The organism is Haloplanus sp. HW8-1 (assembly GCF_023703795.1).
GTDB lineage: Archaea > Halobacteriota > Halobacteria > Halobacteriales > Haloferacaceae > Haloplanus > Haloplanus pelagicus.
In genome coordinates, this window is the sequence record NZ_CP098518.1 from 1 (window position 1) to 20,855 (window position 20,855).

A 20,855-nucleotide genomic window follows, 5' to 3' on the forward strand; every position below is an offset into this window, starting at 1 on the left:
GAAACAGTTCGGGTGTCGATCCGGTGTCACGGGTCGGGGCCGGGGGCCCCATACGAATGGGGACCGTGACTTTTGGGTTCCGTCCCCTGCCGTGTACGTGTCCACTGCCGCCCATGACGACCCGACTCACGCTCGCCGATCCGGAGGACGCTGGAGAACCGACACCGGCGGCCGGCACCGTCAGGTTCGCGCCGGCCACACGACGCCGCGTCGGCGTCGACGTGGGCGACGCGGTGCGTATCGAGGGTGGCGACGCGACGGCAGCCACTGTCGGCGAGGACGCCCCCGACCTGCCGGCCGGGGTCGTCGTCGCGAGCGAGGCGGTCCGGCGCAACGCCGGTGTCGACGCCGGGATGCCGGTCACCGTCGAGTCGATCACACCCGACCGTGCGCGAACCGTCACGGTCAGTCCGACACGCTCGTTCTCGCTCGAAGGCGACGCCGGGGCGCTGTCGCGTTCGCTTACGGGGCGTGCTCTGACCACCGGGGATCGAATCCAGCCCGACCTGTTCGGCGGGAGTATCGCCGTCTCCCTGACCGTCGTCGACGTCGATCCCGAGGGGCCGGTCGTGGTGACGCCGGCGACGACCGTCACCGTTCGCGAAGGCGACGCGCCCCCCGCGACCGACCCGGCACCCGTCCCCGCCGACGTCGGCGGTCTGGCCGACGAACTGGAGGCGCTTCGACGACTCGTCGCGCCGCTCTCGGCGCCGGGCAGCGGCATCCGATCGCCCGCAGGGGTGCTCGTCCACGGTCCGTCGGGTGTGGGGAAGACGCTCCTCGTCGGGCGGGTCGCAACCGAGGCCGACCTGTCCATCCACGAGGCCACCCCCGACGACTGCGAGCGCCGCGACTCCCTGTCGACGATACTGCGTGCCGCCGGCGACGACGCCCCGGCCCTCATCCACGTCGAAGACCTCGAAACGGCCGCTCCCAACCCGGATCGGGAGGGCGGACGGCGGGGACGCTCGGCGCTCGGCTGGCTCCTCGACCGCGTTCGCGACCGCGAGGACCTCCTTGTCGTGGGCGAGGCCACACAGGCCGACGCGGTCGATCCGACGCTCAGACGTGGCGGGCGGTTCGACGCCGAAATCCGGGTCGGCGTCCCCGGCCAGTCGGCGAGGCGGGAGATCCTCGGGATCCACGCCGCGGCGCTTGACCTCGCCGACGACGTCGACCTCGACGCGGTCGCGACCCACGCCCACGGGTACACGGGTGCCGATCTGGAGGCAGTTCTCGTCGACGCCGCCACGCGGGCGGCCGCTCGTGCCGACGGCGGCGCCACCGTGACGGCTGCGGACGTCGAAGCGGCCCTCGACGCCGTCCGCCCGACGACGCTTCGCGAGGTGACGGTTGAGCGGCCCTCCGTCTCCTATCGCGACATCGGTGGACTGGCCCCCGCCAAGCGTGAGGTGATCCGAACGGTCGAGTGGCCGCTCCGGTATCCACGCCTGTTCGAACGCCTCGCCGTCGACGCTCCCACCGGCGTCCTGCTCTACGGGCCGCCCGGAACCGGGAAGACGATGCTCGCCAAGGCCGTCGCGAACTCGACGGACGCGAACTTCCTCGCCGTCGATGGGCCCGAACTGATGAACCGCTACGTCGGGGAGAGCGAACGCGGCGTCCGCGAGGTGTTCGAGCGCGCCCGCCGTATCGCGCCGTCGGTCGTCTTCCTCGACGAACTCGACGCCCTCGCTCCGACCCGCCGCGGGGCCGACACCGGTGCGGCCGAGCGAGTCGTCTCGCAGTTGCTGACGGAACTCGACGGTCTCTCGCCCCGCGGATCGGTGGTGGTGTTGGCGGCGACGAACCGCCCGGATGCGGTCGATCCGGCGTTGCTCCGTCCCGGCCGCATCGAAAAACGGGTCGCGGTTCCTCTCCCCGACGAGGACGCCCGGGCGGAGATCCTCGCGATCCACCTCGACGGCGTTCCCACCCGCGGCGTCGACACGGAAACGATCGCGAAACGCACGGCCGGATACACCGGCAGCGACCTCGCGGGCGTCGTCCGCGAGGCGGCCCTGCTCGCCATGGAGACGTACCTCCAGGCCGACGGCTCCCCCGACGACGCCCTCGATCGACTCGTGGTCGAACCGGACCACCTCGAACGGGCGATCGAAGCCACGCGACCCTCGGTCGACCCCGAGGAGACGTGATCGGGCCACACCCGTTTGGGTCGACGTTCAAGGGACCCGAGCCCGACGCCCATGTATGGAGAAAGACACCCTCGTCTTCGGGACTCACGGCGTCGTCGCGCTCGGGCTGATCGCGTTCGGCGCGTATCGCGTCTCCGGGGGAGCGGTCGTTCCCGGCGCACTCAACGTGGTGATGGCGGCCGCCGTCGTGGTCGTCGGTCGGTACGTCGCCGACCTCGCGTGACCCGTATGGGTTCGGATGGGACGTCCCGTCAGTCCACCGAGACGCCCGACGATGGGTCCGAACCGGACGCATCCGTCGCGTCGGCGACCGCTCGGCTCCGGAGCAGGACCGTCCCGAACCCGACCTTCGCGACGAGGTCGAGGAAGGTGAACCCGAGCACCTCCATCGGCGGCGGGACGAGACCGACACCGGCGGTGCCGACGAGCCACCAGACGGGGTAGCCCGCCCACGTCACGCCGACGAGGCCCCGGAGGACGCCGTACGTCTCACGTGTCGCCTCGCCGAGTTCGCGTGCCCGCCTGCCGAGCGCCACGAAGACGTAGTACAACACGAGGAGGAACGCGACCGTACTCACCCCCCACCAGGCGTAGCGGTACAGCCGAACGCCCGACAGCGTGGCCGCGATTCCGGTCACGATCATGAACGCGTCGGCCGCCACCGCACCGAACACCGTCTCGGTGTCCGCCCCGACGAGCAACCCCAACGCGATCAGCAACAGCGGCGTCGTGAACAGCCAGTCGGCGTACCGCGCCCAGTGAACCTCGAGTGTGCCGCCGCGGACCGGCACTTCGGCCACGCCGACACCGAGCGCCATCGCCAGATACGAACCGAACGCGATCGTCGGGACGAGTGCCGTGACGACGTGGAGTCCCCTCGATCGCGGTCCCTCGGCGTCGAGTCCCCGGACCGCGAAATACAGGGCGCCGAGCCCCATCAGCGCCGCGCCGACGGCGAACACGGACCGGACCGGTAGGTCGACCATCCACCCTCCATCAGCGCTCCCACCGTGTTAGTGGGCACACCAAACTCATGGGTGTCGTCGATCCGGATCCCCGGCTCCCGGACGGCCGCTGGCGGCGTCACGACCGGTCGCAGCAGGACGGCGAGCCGGAACGTTTCGGCCGTCTCGGCCGGCGTCTCCGGTGACGAGGCGGACTAGCTTGGTTCGTGATTGAAGCTACGGGGCGCGTACGGGCAAACGTGACCGACGATAGTGATCGGACGACCGAAACCGACGCCGAAACGGCCCGAACGACCGGCCAGCGAACGGAGGACGACGAGGATGTCGTCGTCGACCTCGACTCCGCGACGGCGTACGAAGAGCGCGTCGACGAACTACAGGAGACGGTCGAGGCTCAGGAAGAACGGATCGAGGAACTCGAGGACCTTCTGCTCGACCTCTCGGTTCGCGCCGCCGACGACCGGGGAATGGGCGTCTGCCCGGAGTGTCACGGCCCCGTGGAAAAGGTGAAACGCTGGTTCGGTCCGACGACGATCGAGTGTCGACGGTGTGGGGAAGCGTTCCACGAGTACTGAGCGGGATCACCCCAACTGTGTTGGTATGCTTTTCAGTCCGGTGGAGCGTGTAGCCACGAGTGTGCGAACCGCGTGATCGTTCGGCGGGACACTCAAACAATGACTTCACACGAACGGATCCGGCGGAGCAAAGCCGTCCAGCGCCACACTGGGCTGACCTTTCACGTCGCGACGCGGTTGCTTCCGAAACGGGTCCGCCACCCGACGTACGTCCTATACGCGTTCTTCCGGACGGCCGACGAGATCGTCGACGCGGTCGATCCCGGCCCCCCGGCCGAGCAGCGGCGCGAACTCGAACGCTTGCGTGCGGCCGTTCTCGGCGAGTGCGAGACGGACGATCCGGTTCTCGCTGGCGTCGCGGACCTACGTGACCGCCACGACATCCCCCGCGAGGAGATCGACGCCTTCGTCGACTCGATGCTGATGGACGTCGACAAGGGGCGGTACCGGACACGCGACGAACTCTCCGCGTACCTCCGCGGATCGTCGGTCGCCGTCGGACACATGATGCTCGACGTCATGGACCCCGACGACGCGGAGACGGCCCGCCCACACGCCGCAGCACTCGGCGAGGCGTTCCAACTCACGAACTTCCTCCGCGACGTCCGCGAGGACGTCCGCGAGTACGACCGCATCTACCTGCCGGCCGAGACGCTTCGATCGCACGGTTGTTCCCACGCGGACATCGAGTCGTTGACCTTCTCAGACGGCGTCGCGGCGGCCATCCGCGACGAACTCCGGTGGACCGAGCGCCGGTACCGACGCGGTGTCGACGGCATCAGGTATCTTCCCGAGGACTGTCAGTTCCCCGTGCTGGCGGCCGCAGTGATGTACGCGGACCAACATCGGCTCATCCGCGAGCGCGGATACGACGTCCTCTCCGCCCGCCCGACGCTGACGGTGCGGCGACGGCTCGGCCTCGTCGCACGGGCGTGGCTCCACTGGCAGTTCTCCGGGGACCCCCTCGCAGCGTTCTATGAGGTGACCGATCTCGAAACACCCACGGACGCCGGCGAAGTCCCGTCCCGGGTGGAGTACGCTCATGATCCGTCCTCCGGTTCGGACTGACGGCCGCTCCCCCGTCACCGGGGGTGAGCGACCGTGATCCCGACGGTGCTCGCGTCGGTCACGTCGACCTATCTCGCCTATCTGACCGTCACCGTCGGCGGCCCGTTGCTCGTCGTCGCCGCGCTCGCGCGGTATCGCGGCGGCCTCCGGACCCCCGTCGACGCGCTCGGCGTCGGCGTACTCATGGTGATCGCCTTCTCCTATACGTTCGCGTGGGACGGGTATCTCATCGAACGCGGCGTCTGGTGGTACGGCGAGGGGGTCGTGACCGCACGCGTCTCGGGCATCCCGATCGGCGAACTCGCCTTCTTTCTCCTGCAGACGGCACTCACTGGGCTCTGGCTCTACGTCATCGATCCGTCGCCCGACCCTTCCCGTCCGACGGCCGTCCGGTCGCGCCCCGTCGGCCTCCTGTCGATCGTCGGCCTCGAACTCGCCGGGCTGGTGCTGTTCTATACGTCCTCCGGTTACTACCTCGGTTACATCCTCCTGTGGGGGATGCCGATCGTCGGCTTTCTCTGGGTGCTCGGCGGGCCGCTCATCTGGCGCCTCCGCCGTCCAGTCGCGCTGGCGATCCTCGTCCCGACGGTCTACCTCTGGATCGTCGACCGAGTCGCCATCGGCCTCGGGCTCTGGACGATCTCGCCGACCCACTCGACCGGATTCCAGGTCTTCGGTCTCCCCGTCGAGGAGATGGCGTTTTTCCTCCTGACGAACGTCCTCGTCGTGTTCGGGTTGGTGCTCTACCAGTGGGTCGTGGCCCGAACCGACCGACACGACCTCGTCGAGGGATTCCGGGGGTTGGTCCCCCGTGGCGGCGTCGGCAAGCCACCCGGCGAAGAGTGAACCGCGGGACGCCACCGATTTCCTATCGCGTCATGTGATTTATAGGGCGACGCGGGGGACTTTTCCCCCTCGCGCGCGGAGTCGAGGTATGGTCGAAAACGTGGCCCGCGTGGTGGCCGACCTCGACCCCGAGGATTTCTATCTGCTTTCGGGTGTCGAGCAGGGGATGCGGTTCAGCGAGTGGGTCAACCGCGGGAAACTGCCGGAGTATGCCGATCTGACCCCTGAGGAAGTGGACTACCGGCTGGATCGCTGTATGAAACGGGACCTGGTCGAGCGCCGGACCATCCAGTACGAGGGCTACCAGCTCACCTTCGAGGGATACGACGTGCTGGCGCTGCACACCTTCGCGGAGCGAGACACCGTCGAGGGCGTGGGCGCACCGCTCGGCGTCGGCAAGGAAAGCGACGTCTACGAGGTGCAGTCCTACCGGCCGCTGGCGCTGAAGTTCCACCGTGAGGGCTACACCAACTTCCGGGAGGTGAACCGCGAGCGCGAGTACACCGCCGACCACCACCACGTCTCGTGGCTCTACACCGCTCGCAAGGCGGCCGAACGGGAGTACGAGGCCCTGGAGACGCTGTATCCGGACGTTGCAGTTCCGCACCCGGTCGATCACAACCGCCACGCCATCGTGATGGCGAAGTTCGAGGGCGTCGAACTCGCGCGCTCGAAACTCGACGATGACCAGGCGGTGGCCGTCCTCGATCTCATCCTCGACGAGGTGGCGAGCGCTCACGGGGCGGGCCTGATCCACGCCGATCTCAGCGAACACAACGTCGCCGTCGCTTCGTCGGGGATCACGATCTTCGACTGGCCACAGTCGGTGTCGACCGACCACGAGAACGCCGCCGAACTGCTGGAGCGCGACGTGACCAACCTGATCGGCTTCTTCGAACGGAAATACCCGACGGTCGTTCCGGACGTGGACGCCGCGGCCGTCGCCGACGCCATCGCCGCGGACGACTTCGAGACGGTTCGGGAGTTCGTGGCGAGTCGAAGTGCTTAACAGCGACCGGCCGGTAGCCCCGGTAACTCGCTGGTAGACGGGCCTCCAGCGGGCACCCGATTCGTCGGGACGACATGTGGCTCGCCACTCGGCGACGCTGAATCGCAAGCGCCCGTGGACAACCCATGGCACGAAGCTTCTACTCGCACATCCGCGACGCGTGGCAGGACCCCGACGAGGGGGCTCTCGCCGAACTGCAGTGGCAACGCAAACAGGAGTGGCGCGACCAGGGCGCCATCGAACGCATCGAGCGCCCGACCCGCCTCGACAAGGCGCGAAACCTGGGGTACAAGGCCAAACAGGGCATCGTCGTGGCCCGGACGTCCGTCCGCAAGGGCGGGGCCCGGAAGCGACGGTTCACGGCCGGCCGACGCTCGAAGCGACAGGGCGTCAACCGCATCGGTCGCCGCAAGAGCATCCAGCGCATCGCCGAGGAGCGCACCTCTCGCAAATACCCCAATCTCCGCGTGCTCAACTCCTACTGGGTCGGCGAGGACGGCTCCCAGAAGTGGCACGAAGTGATCCTCGTGGATCCGGAACACCCCGCCATTCAGGCCGACGACGACCTGAACTGGATCTGTGACGACTCCCACAAGGGCCGTGCGTTCCGCGGCAAGACCAGCGCCGGCACCAAGGGCCGCGGCCAGCGCAAGCGCGGTACGGGGACCGAACACACCCGACCGAGCATCGGCGGCGACCGGCGCCGCGGCAAGTAACGCGCTCCGTTCTCGCGGTTTCTTCGTCGACAGTCCCGAGTCCGTCTACCGTTTGATAAACTGCATGTCGCAATACGGAACGGCGGTCCTCGCGACCGGGTAGCCGAGCGGTCGTTCGGCCTCCAGGGTGGTCGCGACCCGCGGCCGACCGTTTCGCCCGCCCCGACTCGAATCGCGCCGATCGCTCTATATACCGGACAATAGGTCTCTTAGTGGATTACTTGTGAGTCGGTCGGATCTCACCGACTGTGCGAGGAGTGTCCGCGATTCTGCCGGTGGAGCAGCCGTCACGGCGTCCGAACGCCCACGCGCGTCGAACCGAGGCGGACGGGCAGGTGATTCGGTGAGCGACGTCGACCTCTCGGCACCGAAGTACTACCTGAATCGGGAGCTCTCGGAGCTCGCCTTTCAGGCACGCGTCCTTCACGAGGGAACCGAGGAGCGCAATCCGCCGCTCGAACGGCTTCGGTTTCTCGCCTTCTTCACGAAGAACACCGACGAGTTCTTCATGAAACGTGTCGGCGGGCTCAAACAGCAGATCGACGCCGGCGTGACCGAGACGACGCCCGACGGACGGACGCCGGAAGAACAGTGGCGTGAGGTGCTGGATGCCGCACGACCGCTCTTCCGGCGGCAGTCCGACTACTGGCGGACGACGCTCGAACCGGCGCTCGCGGACGCGGGGATCGAGATCCGCGAGCCCGAAACGCTCCCGACGGACGAGCACGAACGGCTCCGCACGTACTTCGAGAAGTCCATCCTGCCGACGCTGACGCCGCTCGCGTTCGACCCGGCCCATCCCTTCCCGTTCATCTCGAACCTCTCACTGTCGCTCGCCGTGCTTTCGTCTGACGGCTCCGGCGAGACGACGTTCACCCGTATCAAGATCCCGTCGAACCAGCCACGACTGATCGCCGTTCCCGACGAAACCGGTCGGTACGTCCTCATCGAGGACCTCATCGAGAGCAACCTCGACCTCCTGCTTCCCGACCTCGATATTCGCGACGTGTCGAAGTTCAAGGTGACTCGCAACGCCGAGGTACGGCGCAACGAGGAGGTAGCCGAGGACCTCATCGACATGGTCGAGGAGGTGCTCGAACAGCGCCGATTCGCGACGGTCGTCCGCCTCGAGGTCGACGCCGACATGCCCGAGGAGTCGGTCTCGATCCTCAAGGAGCATCTCGACGTCGCTGACCGGGAGGTGTTCCACCGGGAGGGCCCGATCGACTTCGAGGACTTCTTCGGACTCGCCGAACTGGACCGTCCGGAGCTCACGCTGCCGCCGTGGACGCCGCAGGCACATCCGCGGCTACAGCCGGTGGCCGGCGACGCTCGCGAGGGGCGGACGGACATCTTCGACGAGATTCGAAAGGGGGATATTCTGGTCCACCACCCGTACCACTCCTTCGAGGGGACGGTACAGCGGTTCCTCGACGCGGCGGCGACCGACCCCGACGTACTCGCGGTGAAGGCGGCCATCTATCGGACTGCGAGCGATTCGAAAGTGATCCAGAGCCTCATCGACGCCGCCGACAACGGCAAGCAGGTGGCGGTGATGGTCGAACTCAAGGCCCGGTTCGACGAGAAGAACAACCTCGAATGGGTTCGGCAACTCGAGGAGGAGGGCATCCACGTCGCCTACGGGACCGTCGGTCTGAAGACACACACCAAGACGGCGCTCGTGGTTCGCCAGGAGGACGACGGCGTCCGACTCTACTCGCACGTCGGCACGGGTAACTACCACTCGGAGACGGCCAAGGCCTACTCGGATCTGGGACTGTTGACCGCCGACCGGGACGTCGGCCACGACCTCACGAAGGTGTTCAACTTCTTCACCGGCCCCACCCTCGACGACCGCTTCCGGAAGCTCCTCATCGCGCCGGTGACGATGCGCGAGCGATTCACGAGGATGGTCCGGCGCGAGGCCGACCACGCTCGCGAGGGTCGGCGGGCACGGATGGTCGTGAAAGTGAACGGACTCGAAGATCCGGCGATGGTCGAAGAGCTCTACCGCGCCTCGATGGCCGGCGTCGAGATCGACCTGATCGTTCGGGACATCTGTCGGCTCCGCCCCGGTATCGAGGGGGTGAGCGAGAACGTCACCGTCCACTCGATCGTCGGCCGCTTTCTCGAACACGCTCGCGTCTTCTATTTCGAGAACGCGGGTGCCCCGGAGTGGTACATCGGGTCGGCCGACTGGATGACGCGGAACCTGGACTACCGGGTCGAGGCCGTCACGCCCGTCGAGGCCGTGCCGCTACGTCGACAGCTTCGGTTCGTCTTGGAGGCCTCGCTGGCGGACAACCGCCGCCGGTGGGTGATGCAGAGCGACGGAAGCTACGAGCAGGTCACGCCGGGCGACGAGCCGGAACGGGACGTGCAGGAGATCCTGATGGCGGCCACCGAGGCCGCCCTCGACCGCGGCCACGGCGTCGGGATCGAGGCCGATCCCGAACTCATCCCGGGGACCCTCCTCGTCGCGGACGCCGATCCGACCGGCACTGCGCCCGACGGCACGGCGGCGAGCGACGACACGGACGAGTTCCAATCGGACGGCGGGGACCGATCCGTCTTCGACGCCCACGCCGAACACTGGTACCACCCGGACAGCGAGACGTACGACTGGGCGGTTCGGACGACCGATGGAGACCGTCGATACTTCATAACACGCGAGGGGGCGCGGGAGCGCCTTCGATCGGAGTACGAATGAGCCACCGTCTGCCGTCCCATCCGAGGCGCGCGCTCGCGCGGACCGACGATTTCGCCCCACGTGGCGACTGACGGGGCTGAGACGGCTGTCAGACCGGTCTGACGATCTTCGCCTCGTCTCGCTCCTCGTGGGTCGTCGTCGCCTCGACGGCCACGAACGCGTCGCGGCGGTAGTCGTACGCGGTCAGCGGCCCGCCGTAGACACACCCGGTGTCGAGACCGACGGCGTGGGGCCGTTCGACCGGCCGGTCGTGGACGGTGTGACCGAAGAACACGCGGAACGGCCCGTCGTAGCTCTCGTACCAGAACGGGCCCTCGTATCCGTCGCCGTGCGGGGCACGCATCGTCAACAGCTCCTCGGCGGTGTGATCCTCGAGCGGTCGCTCGGGGTCGATGCCCCCGTGGACGACGAGTGCGTTGGCAAAGGAGACGGCCAGGGGAAGCGACTCGAGGTACGCCCGGTCCCCCTCGCGCAGCCAGTCGGGACGTTTCTCGCCGCGGACGATCTTCCGTTCGTTGTTCCCGCGGACGCTGACGAGACGGTCGTCGTCGCGGACGAGGTCGATGACACCGGGGCTGTCCGGTCCCTTCCGGACGAGGTCGCCGACGAAGACGACGAGGTCGTCCTCGTTCAACTCGAGGGTCGTAAGGAGCGACTCCAGCGCGACCCGGCTCCCGTGGACGTCACCGACGACGTAGATATCGCGGTAGCGGTCCGGGTCGATCCGTTCGTGGTGTGCTTCGACTTCGTCGCCGAACTGGGGTATCGCGTGCATCTGTGGAATCTCCGGGGGTGAGTGGTCGCTCACACTCCGTCCCGGTCTGACGGTCACCAGGTACTGACGGAGTTAAGGGGTTGCTAATTGGCGACTATACGGCTATGTAGTTTCCGTGGGGAACCGGACGCCGGGCGGCTTCGATCCACTGGTGGCCCGCCGTGAGCGACGAAACGATTAGTATGTGGCGCGCCGACGGTCCTTTCATGTCACAGATCACTGCCGCGGCTGTCCGGCGGGCCGACAGGCCGGCCGGGGTGTGACGTGCCGGAGACGGCCCTCCCGCCCGTCTACGGCGGCGAGATCCTCGACGTCCATCTCGATACGGGCGAGTCCGTGACCGAACCGATCGACCCTGCGGACGCTCGGCGCTTTCTCGGCGGCAACGGGTTCGTGGCGAAGGCGGTCCACGATCACGTCCCCGTCGACGCCGATCCGTTCGACCCCGAGACCGTCGTCGCGTTCGCCGTCGGGCCGATGAACGGGACGCCCTTCCAGTCGACGAGTCGGGGCGTCGTCGGGTTCGTCAGCCCGCAGACCAACGGCTTCTTCGACAGCACGTTCGGCGGGACCTTCCCACGCGCCCAGAAGACGACGGGGTTCGAGTCGGTCGTCCTCCACGGGGCCGCCGACGAACTCTCCTACGTCCTGATCGACGAGGACGGGGCCACGGTGGTTCCGGCGCCCGACCTCGCGGGCGTCGACACCTACGAGACGTGTGCCGCGGTCGGCGACCGGGTCGCCGAGGGTCGGAGCGTCGACGCCGCCGACGTCCACGTGATCGCGGCCGGGCCGGCGGGCGAGAACCTGGTGCGCTATGCCTGCCTGCTCCACGACTCCGAGATGCGCGAGGGCGTCGCCGGCCGCGGCGGCGCCGGCGCCGTTCTCGGCTCGAAGAACGTCAAGGCGGTGGCGGTCGTCGAGGGATCGTTCCGGCCCGAACCGGCCGCTGACGGCGACCTCCGGAGTCTCGTGGGCGACCGGATGGGTCCGCTGATGGCCGAAACGGAGATGCTCCAGGAGTACGGCACCAGCGGCCTCGTCAACCCGATCAACGAGATGGGGAAACTCGGCCGGCGGAACAACCGGGTCGAGCAGTCTCCGCGCGACGACGCCGAGGCGATCAGCGGCGAGCACATCCGCGAGGCGTACGTCACCGAGGACACGACGTGTGCGAACTGTGCGGTCGCCTGCGGCAAGCACGTCACCGTCGAGAGCGAGGGCGTCACCGACGGGAAGATCCCCGAGTTCGAGAGCCTTTTCGGCACCGCGACGATGACCGACGTCTTCGACGTCGAGCGCGTGATGAAAGCCAACGACCTGTGTGACCGCCTGGGGATGGACACCATCTCCTGGGGCGTCACCGTCGCCTTCGCCCGCGAGTGTTACGACGAGGGGCTACTGACGGACGACGACTCGCCGCACCTCGCCTTCGGCGACGCCGACGGCCTGGTCGAACTCGCCCGACTGACGGCCCATCGGGAGGGGTTCGGCGACCGCCTCGCCGAGGGATCCTTCCGCCTCGCGGCCGACCTCGACGACGAGGCCGAGCGCTACCTCCACGGCGTCAAGGGTCTGGAGTTCGCCGCCCACTCCCCGCGCGGGCTGAAGGGAATGAGCATCGGCTACGCCACCGCCACCCGTGGCGGCTCACACCACGACACCCGACCGACCCTCCAGTACGACGGCGAACACACCGAGACGACCGACGGAACCCCCGAGTTCGCCGCCCGAATCCAGCATTTCACCGCCCTCGGCGACTCGCTCACCCAGTGCCGGTTCGTGAGCGAGGGTGGGTGGGACAAGCGCGTCACCGACCGCTACCGCGACGCGATCAACGCCGCGACGGGGTGGGACCTCTCGACTGACGACGTGGAGCGGATCGGCGAGCGGATCTACAACCTCGAACGCCTGATCAACGTCGACCGCGGCGTCGCCCGCCGCGAGACGGACACTCTCTCCCATCGCGTGATGCACGAGCCCATCCCCGACGGACCCGCTCAGGGAATGTACTGCCCCCCCGAGGAACTCGACGCGATGCTCGACGAGTACTACGACTTCCGTGGCTGGGACGCCGACGGGGTTCCCACGTCCGACCGCCTCGAAACTCTCGACATCGCGGGGCTGGCGGACTGATCGGGCTACGCCTCCGCGTTTCGATACCCCGCGAGCACCCACACACCCACCGCGACGGCGGCGGCGACGATCACGAAGATCCAGAACGCGACCCAGAGGGCGAGGCCGGCGCGCCCGGACCACACGCCCGCGACGACGCCGGCCAGACCGGCTAGGCCGAACGGCGTCAGAAAAGGTAGGTCGGTCCACGATCCGCCGGCGTTGTGATACTCGACCGCGTAGCCCCAGACGTTACCGACGGTGAACTGGAAGATGACGAGGCCGAACAGGCCGGAGACCAGGGCGCCGACGGCCGTTCGGGTGGTGACGGTGCCGGCGCGGGATAGCGAGACACCCATCCCGGCGACGAGGACCAACACCATCAGGCCGTGCCACGGTCGACGGCGATCACGGAGACGGGACTGGAGGGACACGCTCCCCCACTCGATCCCCTCGGCAAAGAGCCCCGGGGCTCCGTCTCGGCGACCGAGTCGCCCGGTCACGCCGCCATGCGACTCGCAAAAGTTGAGACTCTTCTTCTCAATGCATACGATCTCATCGAGATCGATTGAGTCCAAGAACCACTAAGCGAACCTACGGTGAGATGGTCGTCATTTTCTGCAAGCGTTCAGGTATTGGCCAGTATCCGATTCGTCGAGAGTGTCCGTGTCAATATGCCCTCCTTACTAAGCTCTCATATTAGCTATCCACCAAGATATTAAATGACAGATTAGATATAGCCAGATTTAATATAATAGTCCTTATTATTAATAACACGATGGCACACATCCACCTCGGTGAAGGCTCGTTCCCCCTGTGGGCACTTGTGCTGTGGACGACCCTCGGCGTGGCACTCGTCGGTGCAGCCGTCTATCGGATCCGCAAGGGCGGAATCAAGACCCACCAGATCGCACTCGCCGGAATCGGTGCGGCAGCGAGTTTCGCAATCTTCCAGCTGAATATCCCGGTCTGGGGTGGCATCCACATGAACCTCACCGGGCTCGTCGGCATCCTCGCCGGGCCGCTGCTCGGAGCGCTCATCGCACTGGTCGTGAACATCTTCTCGGCAGCACTCGGCCACGGTGCAGTCGGCCTCCTCGGCGCGAATACGCTCGTGAACGCGAGCGAAGCTATCGTCGCCTACTACGCGTTCAAGACCCTGATGGGGATGGACTGGGACGTCTTCCCCGCCGGCGCCAGTGCCGCGACGCTCGGCCTTTCCGCAGGCGCGTTCCTGATGGGAGCGATCATCGTCATCAGCGGCGTGAACGGGAGCGCGCTGCCGCGTGGTGACCTGACGATCGCGGTCGCTGGTCTCGTCGGGCTCAACCTCGGCGTCGCCGTCATCGAGGGTATCTTGACGGGATTCATCGTTCAGTTCCTCGCCTCCGTCCGCCCCGACCTCGTCGGCCTCGCCGACCGTGACACCCAGGAGGAGCCGACCGGGGTGACGGCCTGATGCAGCGCTGGAAGCAGTACGGTGGTCTTGTTGGCCTCTTCGTTGCCTTTCTCGCCGCTGGGTACTGGGGCTTCACCGCAACCGGCGGCGCACTGCCGTGGGCCAAACGCTCCGCACAGGCACTTCAGCGTGGTGTCCAGGAGAGTGGCGGCGCGCTCGTCGACTTCGGTCGCGGCATCGTCGTCGCCGGCCCGATCCGAAAGGGCGGACTGATGCTCGAATTCGGTGGGCTCGTCCTTCTGCTGGTCGTCCTCGGTGTCGGCATGTACGTCTACGTCGACCGCTACGGCGGCTTCGAGGACGGAGATCGCCAGGCCCGGTAACCGTGACGACACTCTCGAACCACGTTCCCGATCCGCGGCTCATCACGGCGTTCGCCGAACGGCGAGATGGACCGTTACACCGCGTCAATCCATGGACGAAGGTCGGTGTCGTCGGTGCACTCGTCCTCGCCGTCACGGTGTTCGACCGCCTTGCGCTCCTGGCCGGACTATACGGAGCCGTACTGGTTGTCTATGGACTCGCGGGACTGCCATACCGACGACTCGCTGGCTGGTACACGCTCCCGATGCTGTTCATCGTCTCGGTCGCCGGGCCGCTGGCGTTCCTCGAACCGGGGACGCCGATCGGTGGCGCGCTCTCGACACCGCTCGGTGAGCTTTCTGTCACATGGGCAGGGCTCGTGCTCTTCGGGGAGCTCAGCTGTCGATCACTCACGGTCGTCACGTTTGTCTTGACGGCGTCGATGACGACGAAATACACCGAGGTCGCGTACATGCTCGGGCGACTACTCCCACGGCCGATCGACCAGATCGCGCTGCTCACCTATCGGTTCACGTTCGTCATGATCGAGACGCTTGAGGACCTCGTGAAAGCCGCGCTCTCTCGGGGTGCGAACTTCTCGGAGTTCTGGTCGAACAAACGGCTGTACGCGAGAATCCTCGGCATGACGATGCTGTCGGCCATCGAGCAGTCCGAACGATTCGTCAAGTCGATGGAAGCCCGTGGCTACAACGGCGACATCACGCTGTACGGCGACGTCTCGCGACCGCCGGTCCACGAACTGTTCGTCGTGATCGGGTCGTACGTCGCTGTCGTCGGCTACGCAGCGGTCGCGGTCTACGGGGTGAGACTGTGAGTCGAGACGATTCACCGCTCGTCGATCTTCAGTGTGAGGCTCACACCTACCCAGACGGGACGGTCGGCATGCACGACGTTGATTTCTCAGTGTACTCCGACGAGATCGTCGCACTCGTCGGCGGCAACGGTGCCGGGAAGTCGACGCTCCTCGAACACCTGAACGCGACGCTCGTTCCCGACGACGGCGAACTCGTCGTCGACGGCACGCCGATCACCGAAGACAACAAGGCACACGCGCGGCGGGAAGTCGGGTTCGTCTTCCAGGACGCCGATACGCAACTCGTCGCGCCCACAGTCCTCGATGACGTGATGTTCGGCCTCCAGAACTACGGCGTCCCCGGTGACGAAGCGAGAGAGCGCGCTCGTGAGGCGCTCGCGACTGTCGACGCGGGCCACCTCGAAGACCGGATTCCTCACTATCTAAGCGGCGGCGAGAAACGCCTCGTCGGCCTCGCCGGCGTGCTCGTCCTCGAACCGAGCGTGGTCGTGCTGGACGAACCGCTCGCAGGGCTCGACCCCGAGCGGTCCCAACTGGTCGCCGAGCGAATCGAACAGATTCACGAGGACGGTATCAGCGTCGTCTTGTCGACGCACGACCTCGAATTTGCCGCTGAAGTCGCAGACCGAGTCTGTGTGATGGCCGATGGTAACGTCGTTGGTAGCGGAACGCCCCGAGCGGTGTTCTACGACGACGCGCTGTTGGCGGAAGCGAACCTTCTCCCGCCGAGTACGGTTCGTGTGGCTCGCGATGCAGGGCTGGGGACGACCGCACAGCCAGTGACGGAAGCGGATCTGGTGGCGCTCCTCACAGAAGCCAGCAACTTGGAAACCACGCAGACACCCTCTCCAGATGGGCGCGGACACAACTGAGGCCCACCCCCGGTATCTTGCGCCGCTTCCTCGGCAGATCGAGACCGGTGCGTTGCGGCATGCCTACTCCACCAATTCTCATGGGGGTAAATGAGTTGTCTCATCGTACTGTTTTTCGGAAAATTGCGCGTCGGTCCAATGTTGAGGGGCCGGTATATAATTCGACACCGCTGTACGATCGAACGTCGCTCGCTGGACTGGAATCAGATATGCGGACAGTCTCAGAGGCGTGGTTTGACCACGAGAGCCATAACTCCGTTGAGAAGTTCGTCTGCGTACTCCCGTTAGCCTACTTCAGATTCGAGGCCCACGACTGTTATGAAAGGTCGACACGCTACGAGATGGACACTCTCTTTCGCGTGTTCGTGCTGAAAGAACTCTACGGATGGGAGCACGAAACAGAACTCCTCAACTACCTCGATAGCCATCCCGCACTCTGCGAACGCTTAGAGTTGGAGATGGTGCCCGATCAATCGACATTATGACGCAGCTGGAACGAGCGCTTCACGCGAGATATCCGCGAGACGGTCCAGAAAGCAGCTCGAACGATCCTGATCAAAGCACAAAACGCGGATGTCGCCGTACCACGCGAACCAGAACGAAACCTCCCGGATCGAGGCCCCCACGCTACCGGATCGGACTCTGACGATCGGGCCCTCCTCGACAAGGCAGGGAGGGTCACTGACCACGTCAGTCGCGTCGTGTTCCCCGCTTTCTCGCTCGATTGTGGCGAGGCTGTGAAATTTCCGAGAACGCTTACTGGGGCTTACAGACCTACTTAGGGCTCCGTGAGAACTTGGCCGCCAACAAGGGTGCTCGGAGCTTCATTCACGAGTCGACGTGTGATCGAACACCACTCGGGCACGGCCATCGCGACCAGATTCGTGATCTCTCTATCGAGCAAATTCGCGAGATGTACCGCCAGGCGGTTCGGCAACTCATCGACGAGGTCGCGGGGACGGAGGAATTCTTCCGCGCAGGGATCGTCGCGATCGACATCACCGAAGCCGACCTCTTCACGGGCGATAGGACGGGCCACGAGGGCGAAATTATCGAGACGAAAGAGAACACCGACGAGTATGCCTATCAGTGGGCGACAGTCCAGTTGGTCGGGAACGCCGTTCCACTCGTGCTTGATGCACGACCGGTTCGACGAGGAGAGTCACGCAAGGAAATCGTCGAGGACTTGCTGGATTCGGCTGAAGAGCCCGTCCACGTCGATAACGTGCTGATGGACCGGGAGTTCGATAGCCAGCATATCCTTGAGATGATCAGCCAGCGCGGGCTGTACTACGTCGTCCCGAAGCGGATGCAGACGAGCGAGAAAGCCCAGGCCAAGCGATTGCTTCGACGTGATCAAGACCGCTACGAGACCGACCGGAAGCTCCACCTCGGCAAGAACGAATGGCACGAGACGACGCTGATCTACCGTCGGAAAGAAGACTCCGAGCACGACGACCACCGGCAGTACTCGATGTTCATGACGAATTGCGGGAGCGGTCACCTCACAGAGTACGGGTTTCGGTGGGAGATCGAGAGCGGCTACAAATCGATTAAGCGGTTCATGGCGGCGACGACATCGAAGGATTTTGGGCTTCGATTCTTCTACTTCGCGTTTGCGTGTCTTCTGTACTCGATCTGGCGCGCTGTTGATCTGCTCGTGCAGGTTGAGTTAATTGGTGAGTACGAACATTCGCCGATCGTAACAGCCGACAATACGCTGACGCTGCTGAAGAAGGAGACTGGAATCGGGGAGAGAGACACTCTGTCTAGGTTAGCGCGCCGTCTGAGTGGCTACACTATCCGAGGCCACGGAAATACTCCGAATTAGTTTCTATCTCAACAAGCATGCTCGTTTGGAGAGGGATCTGAAGCAGATTCTGCTATCGATTCGCCCGAAACCACGCATCACAGCCCCGCTAAACCCACTGTAGTCTCAACTCAACCTTCTGGAAGTTGAGACCGGACTTCTCAATGCACAGACTCTGTTGGGAGGCACAAGGAAAAAAGAGCAGAGAGTTTTGTTGAATGCCCTAACAACGTACAAAGGTAAAGTGGCTTTGTCGCGGACACACTGATATGACTGACAAGGAGATCGACGATGTCGACAAAGCGATCCTGTATGCACTCCAAGAAGACGCTCGAAACATGTCGTCCGGAGACATCGCGGAGCGGACCGGTACCTCCGACAGTACTGTCCGCAAGCGCATTCAGCGTCTCGAATCCGACGGCGTAATCAAAGGATACAGCGCTAGCGTCGACTATCAGAAATCAGGCTATCCGCTCCGAATGCTGCTTTACTGTACCGCTGCGATTCCCGAACGTGGTGACCTTGTCCCCGATATTCTGGACATCGATGGAGTGGTATCAGTTCAAGAGTTGGTCACTGGTGAACAAAACCTTCTCGTCACTGCAGTCGGCGAGACGGACAGCGACATTACACCCGTTGCACAGGAACTTCTCGATATGGGGCTCACCGTTGCCGACGAAGTCCTCGTTCGGAGTCACGAGACGACGCCCTTCGGGAAGTTCAATCCCAAGACTCAGACAGGCGACGATGCCTAAACGAGAACACGTTTGACGTCCAACTCGGTCGCACGACGAACGACTGCCTGTACTGGATCAACAGAGCCCGTCAGATTGTCCGAGTCACCGTCGAGGACGAGGAGTGCTGCGCGCCGGCCGGGAGCGATGACACCACAATCGAGTCCAACGATATCGGCACCGGCCGTCGTCGCCATCCGTAATACCTCTCGGGCAGTCACGTCGAACTGTTTCACCGTGTACGCCATCTCCCGAAACATCGACGGGGGATTCAGCATGACGTTGTCAGTCCCGAGTGCGACTGTCGTGTGGTCGAGCAATTCCAGTACTGGAGGGGTTCCAACGTCGAGAACAGTGTTCGCGCGCGGACAGACCGCCACCGGGACTGACTGCTCTGTAACTCGCTGCAGGTGGTCCTGTTCTGCGTGCACCATGTGGACGAGGAGGTTCGGCTCCAGATCGAGTGCCGGATGGATGTCAGTCGCGTCGGGTTCGCCAGCGTGGATCGCAAAGGGCACGTCGCGTTTCCGGCAGGCAGCACGCTGTTCGGTGAAATCTTCGTCGTTTGCCCCGGAGGCGCCGTACCCGTCGGCAACATCGAGGACGGACTGCTTTCCGCTCCCGAAGATGAACGGGTCGATGGAAACGGATGCAGCCGCCTCACGGAGCGCGCGTGCCCCAGCAGCTCCGAACTCCCGGAAGTCCAAACAGGAGATCGTCCCTGTTCGCTTCATAAATCGGAGCGTCCGGCGCATCGCTGATACCAAGTTGGAACGGTCAGCAGCCGCTAATCGTCGGTGTTTCAGACTGTCCGGCGGTGCCACTGCTTCGTCGAGCGATAGCCCTACAGCCGCTTCCTTCGCGACGGAGTCACCCAGATGCGTGTGAGCGTTGACGAACGCCGGCAGTATGATATCGGTCGATGTCGTTTCTGTCTCCTCGATACGCTCAATCTGACCGTCCTCGATAACAACACGACCCCGCATCGGCTCGAACGACCGGCCGACGATGAGAGTTCCCGAGAGTGCTTCCATACCAGCACCTCCACGCCAATAACGATATGATTTTTTGTACAGGTATATCGAACGTTCCGGTAAGGTACTGTTGATTGAAAACCAAAATGGTCGAAGGACCCCGATGGCGGCAGTAATAGGTCCGAGCGGAGGTGGCACAGCGTAGAATGAACGGGAACGATCTCGAATCTGTCATCGAGTCGGTTCAAGACTGGGCCGGGCCTCAAAGCGACATGGGACACGAATCGGATGCGCAGACGGCACTCGTCGTCTCGTGCTCGATGAGCAGTTGCAAGCTCCGGGGGCCGCTGTGGCCGGTTGACGCTACCTGGAACGTCGTTAGCGTCGAGACTCTCGGGAATCAGACACAGGAACGATACGAGGAACAAACGGTTCCAGACAGCACCATCGAACACCTCAGAACCCAGCACGACATCACAGCGGTCATCGTTGTGGGACACACGAGTTGTGAGGTTCTCGAAGACGCCTATGAGCGGTGGGTTGCACCCGATGCAGAGTCACCTGTCGGGATCGAAGTACGGTTGGATCCGCTCCGCTCGCTCGTCGGAGAAGCGTTCGAGGAGGGAGTCGTGACGGAATTGTTGCCGCTTCAGACGGTACAGTACCGACTCGCCGAGTACAATCTTCGCCAACAGGTCCAATCTCTCCAGCAGGCACTCCCCTCGTCGGTGACGGTCGCTGGCTACGTTTACGATCAGGACGGTGCGTACAGTTCGTTCCCAGACAAGCGGTATCTGGTCGCCCTCGACGGTGCGACAGACCCGACCACAATCCGGGCTCGTCTCCCCGACGATGCGTCGATACGTGTCGCAAGCCTCCTGACCTGACTCCTCTACCAGGCGACTCTGTGCACCGCTGGACAATCATAATGTT

19 protein-coding genes and 1 pseudogene are annotated in these 20,855 nt (G+C 64.9%); 16 read left to right on the forward strand and 4 right to left on the reverse strand.

Features of this window, described 5'->3' with window-relative positions; all coding sequences use genetic code 11:
• The first annotated feature begins 113 nt into the window (after nt 1-113).
• Nucleotides 114-2,156: an AAA family ATPase gene (locus NBT82_RS00005; RefSeq protein WP_251329550.1), complete on the forward strand. Its 2,043-nt coding sequence runs from the start codon at nt 114-116 to the stop codon at nt 2,154-2,156.
• 55 nt (nt 2,157-2,211) lie between these two features.
• Nucleotides 2,212-2,379, forward strand: coding sequence for a hypothetical protein (locus tag NBT82_RS00010; RefSeq protein ID WP_251329551.1), 168 nt, complete (start codon nt 2,212-2,214; stop codon nt 2,377-2,379).
• A gap of 28 nt (nt 2,380-2,407) precedes the next feature.
• On the opposite strand, the gene NBT82_RS00015 is transcribed toward NBT82_RS00010, so the two are convergent.
• Nucleotides 2,408-3,142: a bacteriorhodopsin gene (locus NBT82_RS00015; protein WP_251329552.1), complete on the reverse strand. Its 735-nt coding sequence runs from the start codon at nt 3,140-3,142 to the stop codon at nt 2,408-2,410.
• A 218-nt stretch (nt 3,143-3,360) separates the two neighbouring features.
• Here NBT82_RS00015 and NBT82_RS00020 point away from each other — a divergent pair, with 218 nt between their 5' ends.
• The 6 genes from NBT82_RS00020 (at nt 3,361) to ppk1 (ending at nt 10,045) form a co-directional block, all read left to right on the forward strand.
• A complete protein-coding gene (locus NBT82_RS00020; protein ID WP_251329553.1) occupies nt 3,361-3,696 on the forward strand; it encodes a hypothetical protein in 336 nt (111 codons plus the stop codon).
• Nucleotides 3,697-3,795: 99 nt separating this feature from the next.
• The gene (locus NBT82_RS00025; RefSeq protein WP_251329554.1) at nt 3,796-4,764 is read left to right on the forward strand and encodes a phytoene/squalene synthase family protein; all 969 of its coding nucleotides are present in this window, start codon (nt 3,796-3,798) and stop codon (nt 4,762-4,764) included.
• A 33-nt stretch (nt 4,765-4,797) separates the two neighbouring features.
• Complete coding sequence (locus tag NBT82_RS00030; RefSeq protein ID WP_251329555.1) at nt 4,798-5,610, forward strand: lycopene cyclase domain-containing protein; 813 nt, start codon at nt 4,798-4,800, stop codon at nt 5,608-5,610.
• A gap of 88 nt (nt 5,611-5,698) precedes the next feature.
• Nucleotides 5,699-6,619, forward strand: coding sequence for a serine/threonine-protein kinase RIO2 (locus NBT82_RS00035; protein WP_251329556.1), 921 nt, complete (start codon nt 5,699-5,701; stop codon nt 6,617-6,619).
• Nucleotides 6,620-6,744: 125 nt separating this feature from the next.
• On the forward strand, nt 6,745-7,335 hold the full coding sequence (locus NBT82_RS00040) for a 50S ribosomal protein L15e (protein WP_251329557.1): 591 nt from the start codon (nt 6,745-6,747) through the stop codon (nt 7,333-7,335).
• Nucleotides 7,336-7,678: 343 nt separating this feature from the next.
• On the forward strand, nt 7,679-10,045 hold the full coding sequence (ppk1, locus tag NBT82_RS00045) for a polyphosphate kinase 1 (RefSeq protein ID WP_251329558.1): 2,367 nt from the start codon (nt 7,679-7,681) through the stop codon (nt 10,043-10,045).
• 88 nt (nt 10,046-10,133) lie between these two features.
• Here ppk1 and NBT82_RS00050 read toward each other — a convergent pair whose 3' ends face one another.
• Nucleotides 10,134-10,820 (reverse strand): metallophosphoesterase family protein, encoded by a 687-nt coding sequence (locus tag NBT82_RS00050; RefSeq protein WP_251331313.1) that lies wholly within the window; start codon nt 10,818-10,820, stop codon nt 10,134-10,136.
• 264 nt (nt 10,821-11,084) lie between these two features.
• Here NBT82_RS00050 and NBT82_RS00055 point away from each other — a divergent pair, with 264 nt between their 5' ends.
• Nucleotides 11,085-12,956, forward strand: a complete 1,872-nt coding sequence (locus tag NBT82_RS00055; protein WP_251329559.1) for an aldehyde ferredoxin oxidoreductase family protein — start codon at nt 11,085-11,087, stop codon at nt 12,954-12,956.
• A gap of 5 nt (nt 12,957-12,961) precedes the next feature.
• Here the strand turns inward: NBT82_RS00055 and NBT82_RS00060 are convergent, their stop codons facing one another.
• A complete protein-coding gene (locus NBT82_RS00060) occupies nt 12,962-13,438 on the reverse strand; it encodes a hypothetical protein (protein ID WP_251329560.1) in 477 nt (158 codons plus the stop codon).
• A gap of 275 nt (nt 13,439-13,713) precedes the next feature.
• Here NBT82_RS00060 and NBT82_RS00065 point away from each other — a divergent pair, with 275 nt between their 5' ends.
• From NBT82_RS00065 to NBT82_RS00090, 6 genes and pseudogenes are all read left to right on the forward strand, one after another.
• Nucleotides 13,714-14,394 carry an energy-coupling factor ABC transporter permease gene (locus tag NBT82_RS00065; RefSeq protein WP_251329561.1) on the forward strand — a complete coding sequence of 227 codons (681 nt, stop codon included), beginning with the start codon at nt 13,714-13,716 and terminating at the stop codon, nt 14,392-14,394.
• A complete protein-coding gene (locus tag NBT82_RS00070) occupies nt 14,394-14,717 on the forward strand; it encodes a cobalamin transport operon protein (RefSeq protein ID WP_251329562.1) in 324 nt (107 codons plus the stop codon). Before NBT82_RS00065 ends, NBT82_RS00070 begins: the two co-directional genes overlap by 1 nt.
• A gap of 2 nt (nt 14,718-14,719) precedes the next feature.
• Nucleotides 14,720-15,532 carry an energy-coupling factor transporter transmembrane component T family protein gene (locus NBT82_RS00075; RefSeq protein ID WP_251329563.1) on the forward strand — a complete coding sequence of 271 codons (813 nt, stop codon included), beginning with the start codon at nt 14,720-14,722 and terminating at the stop codon, nt 15,530-15,532.
• Between the two features lie 68 nt (nt 15,533-15,600).
• Nucleotides 15,601-16,404: an energy-coupling factor ABC transporter ATP-binding protein gene (locus NBT82_RS00080; RefSeq protein WP_345780704.1), complete on the forward strand. Its 804-nt coding sequence runs from the start codon at nt 15,601-15,603 to the stop codon at nt 16,402-16,404.
• Between the two features lie 80 nt (nt 16,405-16,484).
• Nucleotides 16,485-18,157, forward strand: a pseudogene (locus NBT82_RS00085) (transposase); the annotation flags it as partial.
• A 326-nt stretch (nt 18,158-18,483) separates the two neighbouring features.
• The gene (locus NBT82_RS00090; protein ID WP_251329565.1) at nt 18,484-18,969 is read left to right on the forward strand and encodes an Lrp/AsnC family transcriptional regulator; all 486 of its coding nucleotides are present in this window, start codon (nt 18,484-18,486) and stop codon (nt 18,967-18,969) included.
• On the opposite strand, the gene NBT82_RS00095 is transcribed toward NBT82_RS00090, so the two are convergent.
• The gene (locus NBT82_RS00095; protein WP_251329566.1) at nt 18,966-19,982 is read right to left on the reverse strand and encodes an amidohydrolase family protein; all 1,017 of its coding nucleotides are present in this window, start codon (nt 19,980-19,982) and stop codon (nt 18,966-18,968) included. The two genes, NBT82_RS00090 and NBT82_RS00095, sit on opposite strands and share 4 nt — an antisense overlap.
• A 212-nt stretch (nt 19,983-20,194) precedes the next feature.
• Here NBT82_RS00095 and NBT82_RS00100 point away from each other — a divergent pair, with 212 nt between their 5' ends.
• Nucleotides 20,195-20,809 carry a carbonic anhydrase gene (locus tag NBT82_RS00100; protein WP_251329567.1) on the forward strand — a complete coding sequence of 205 codons (615 nt, stop codon included), beginning with the start codon at nt 20,195-20,197 and terminating at the stop codon, nt 20,807-20,809.
• Nucleotides 20,810-20,855: the final 46 nt, after the last annotated feature.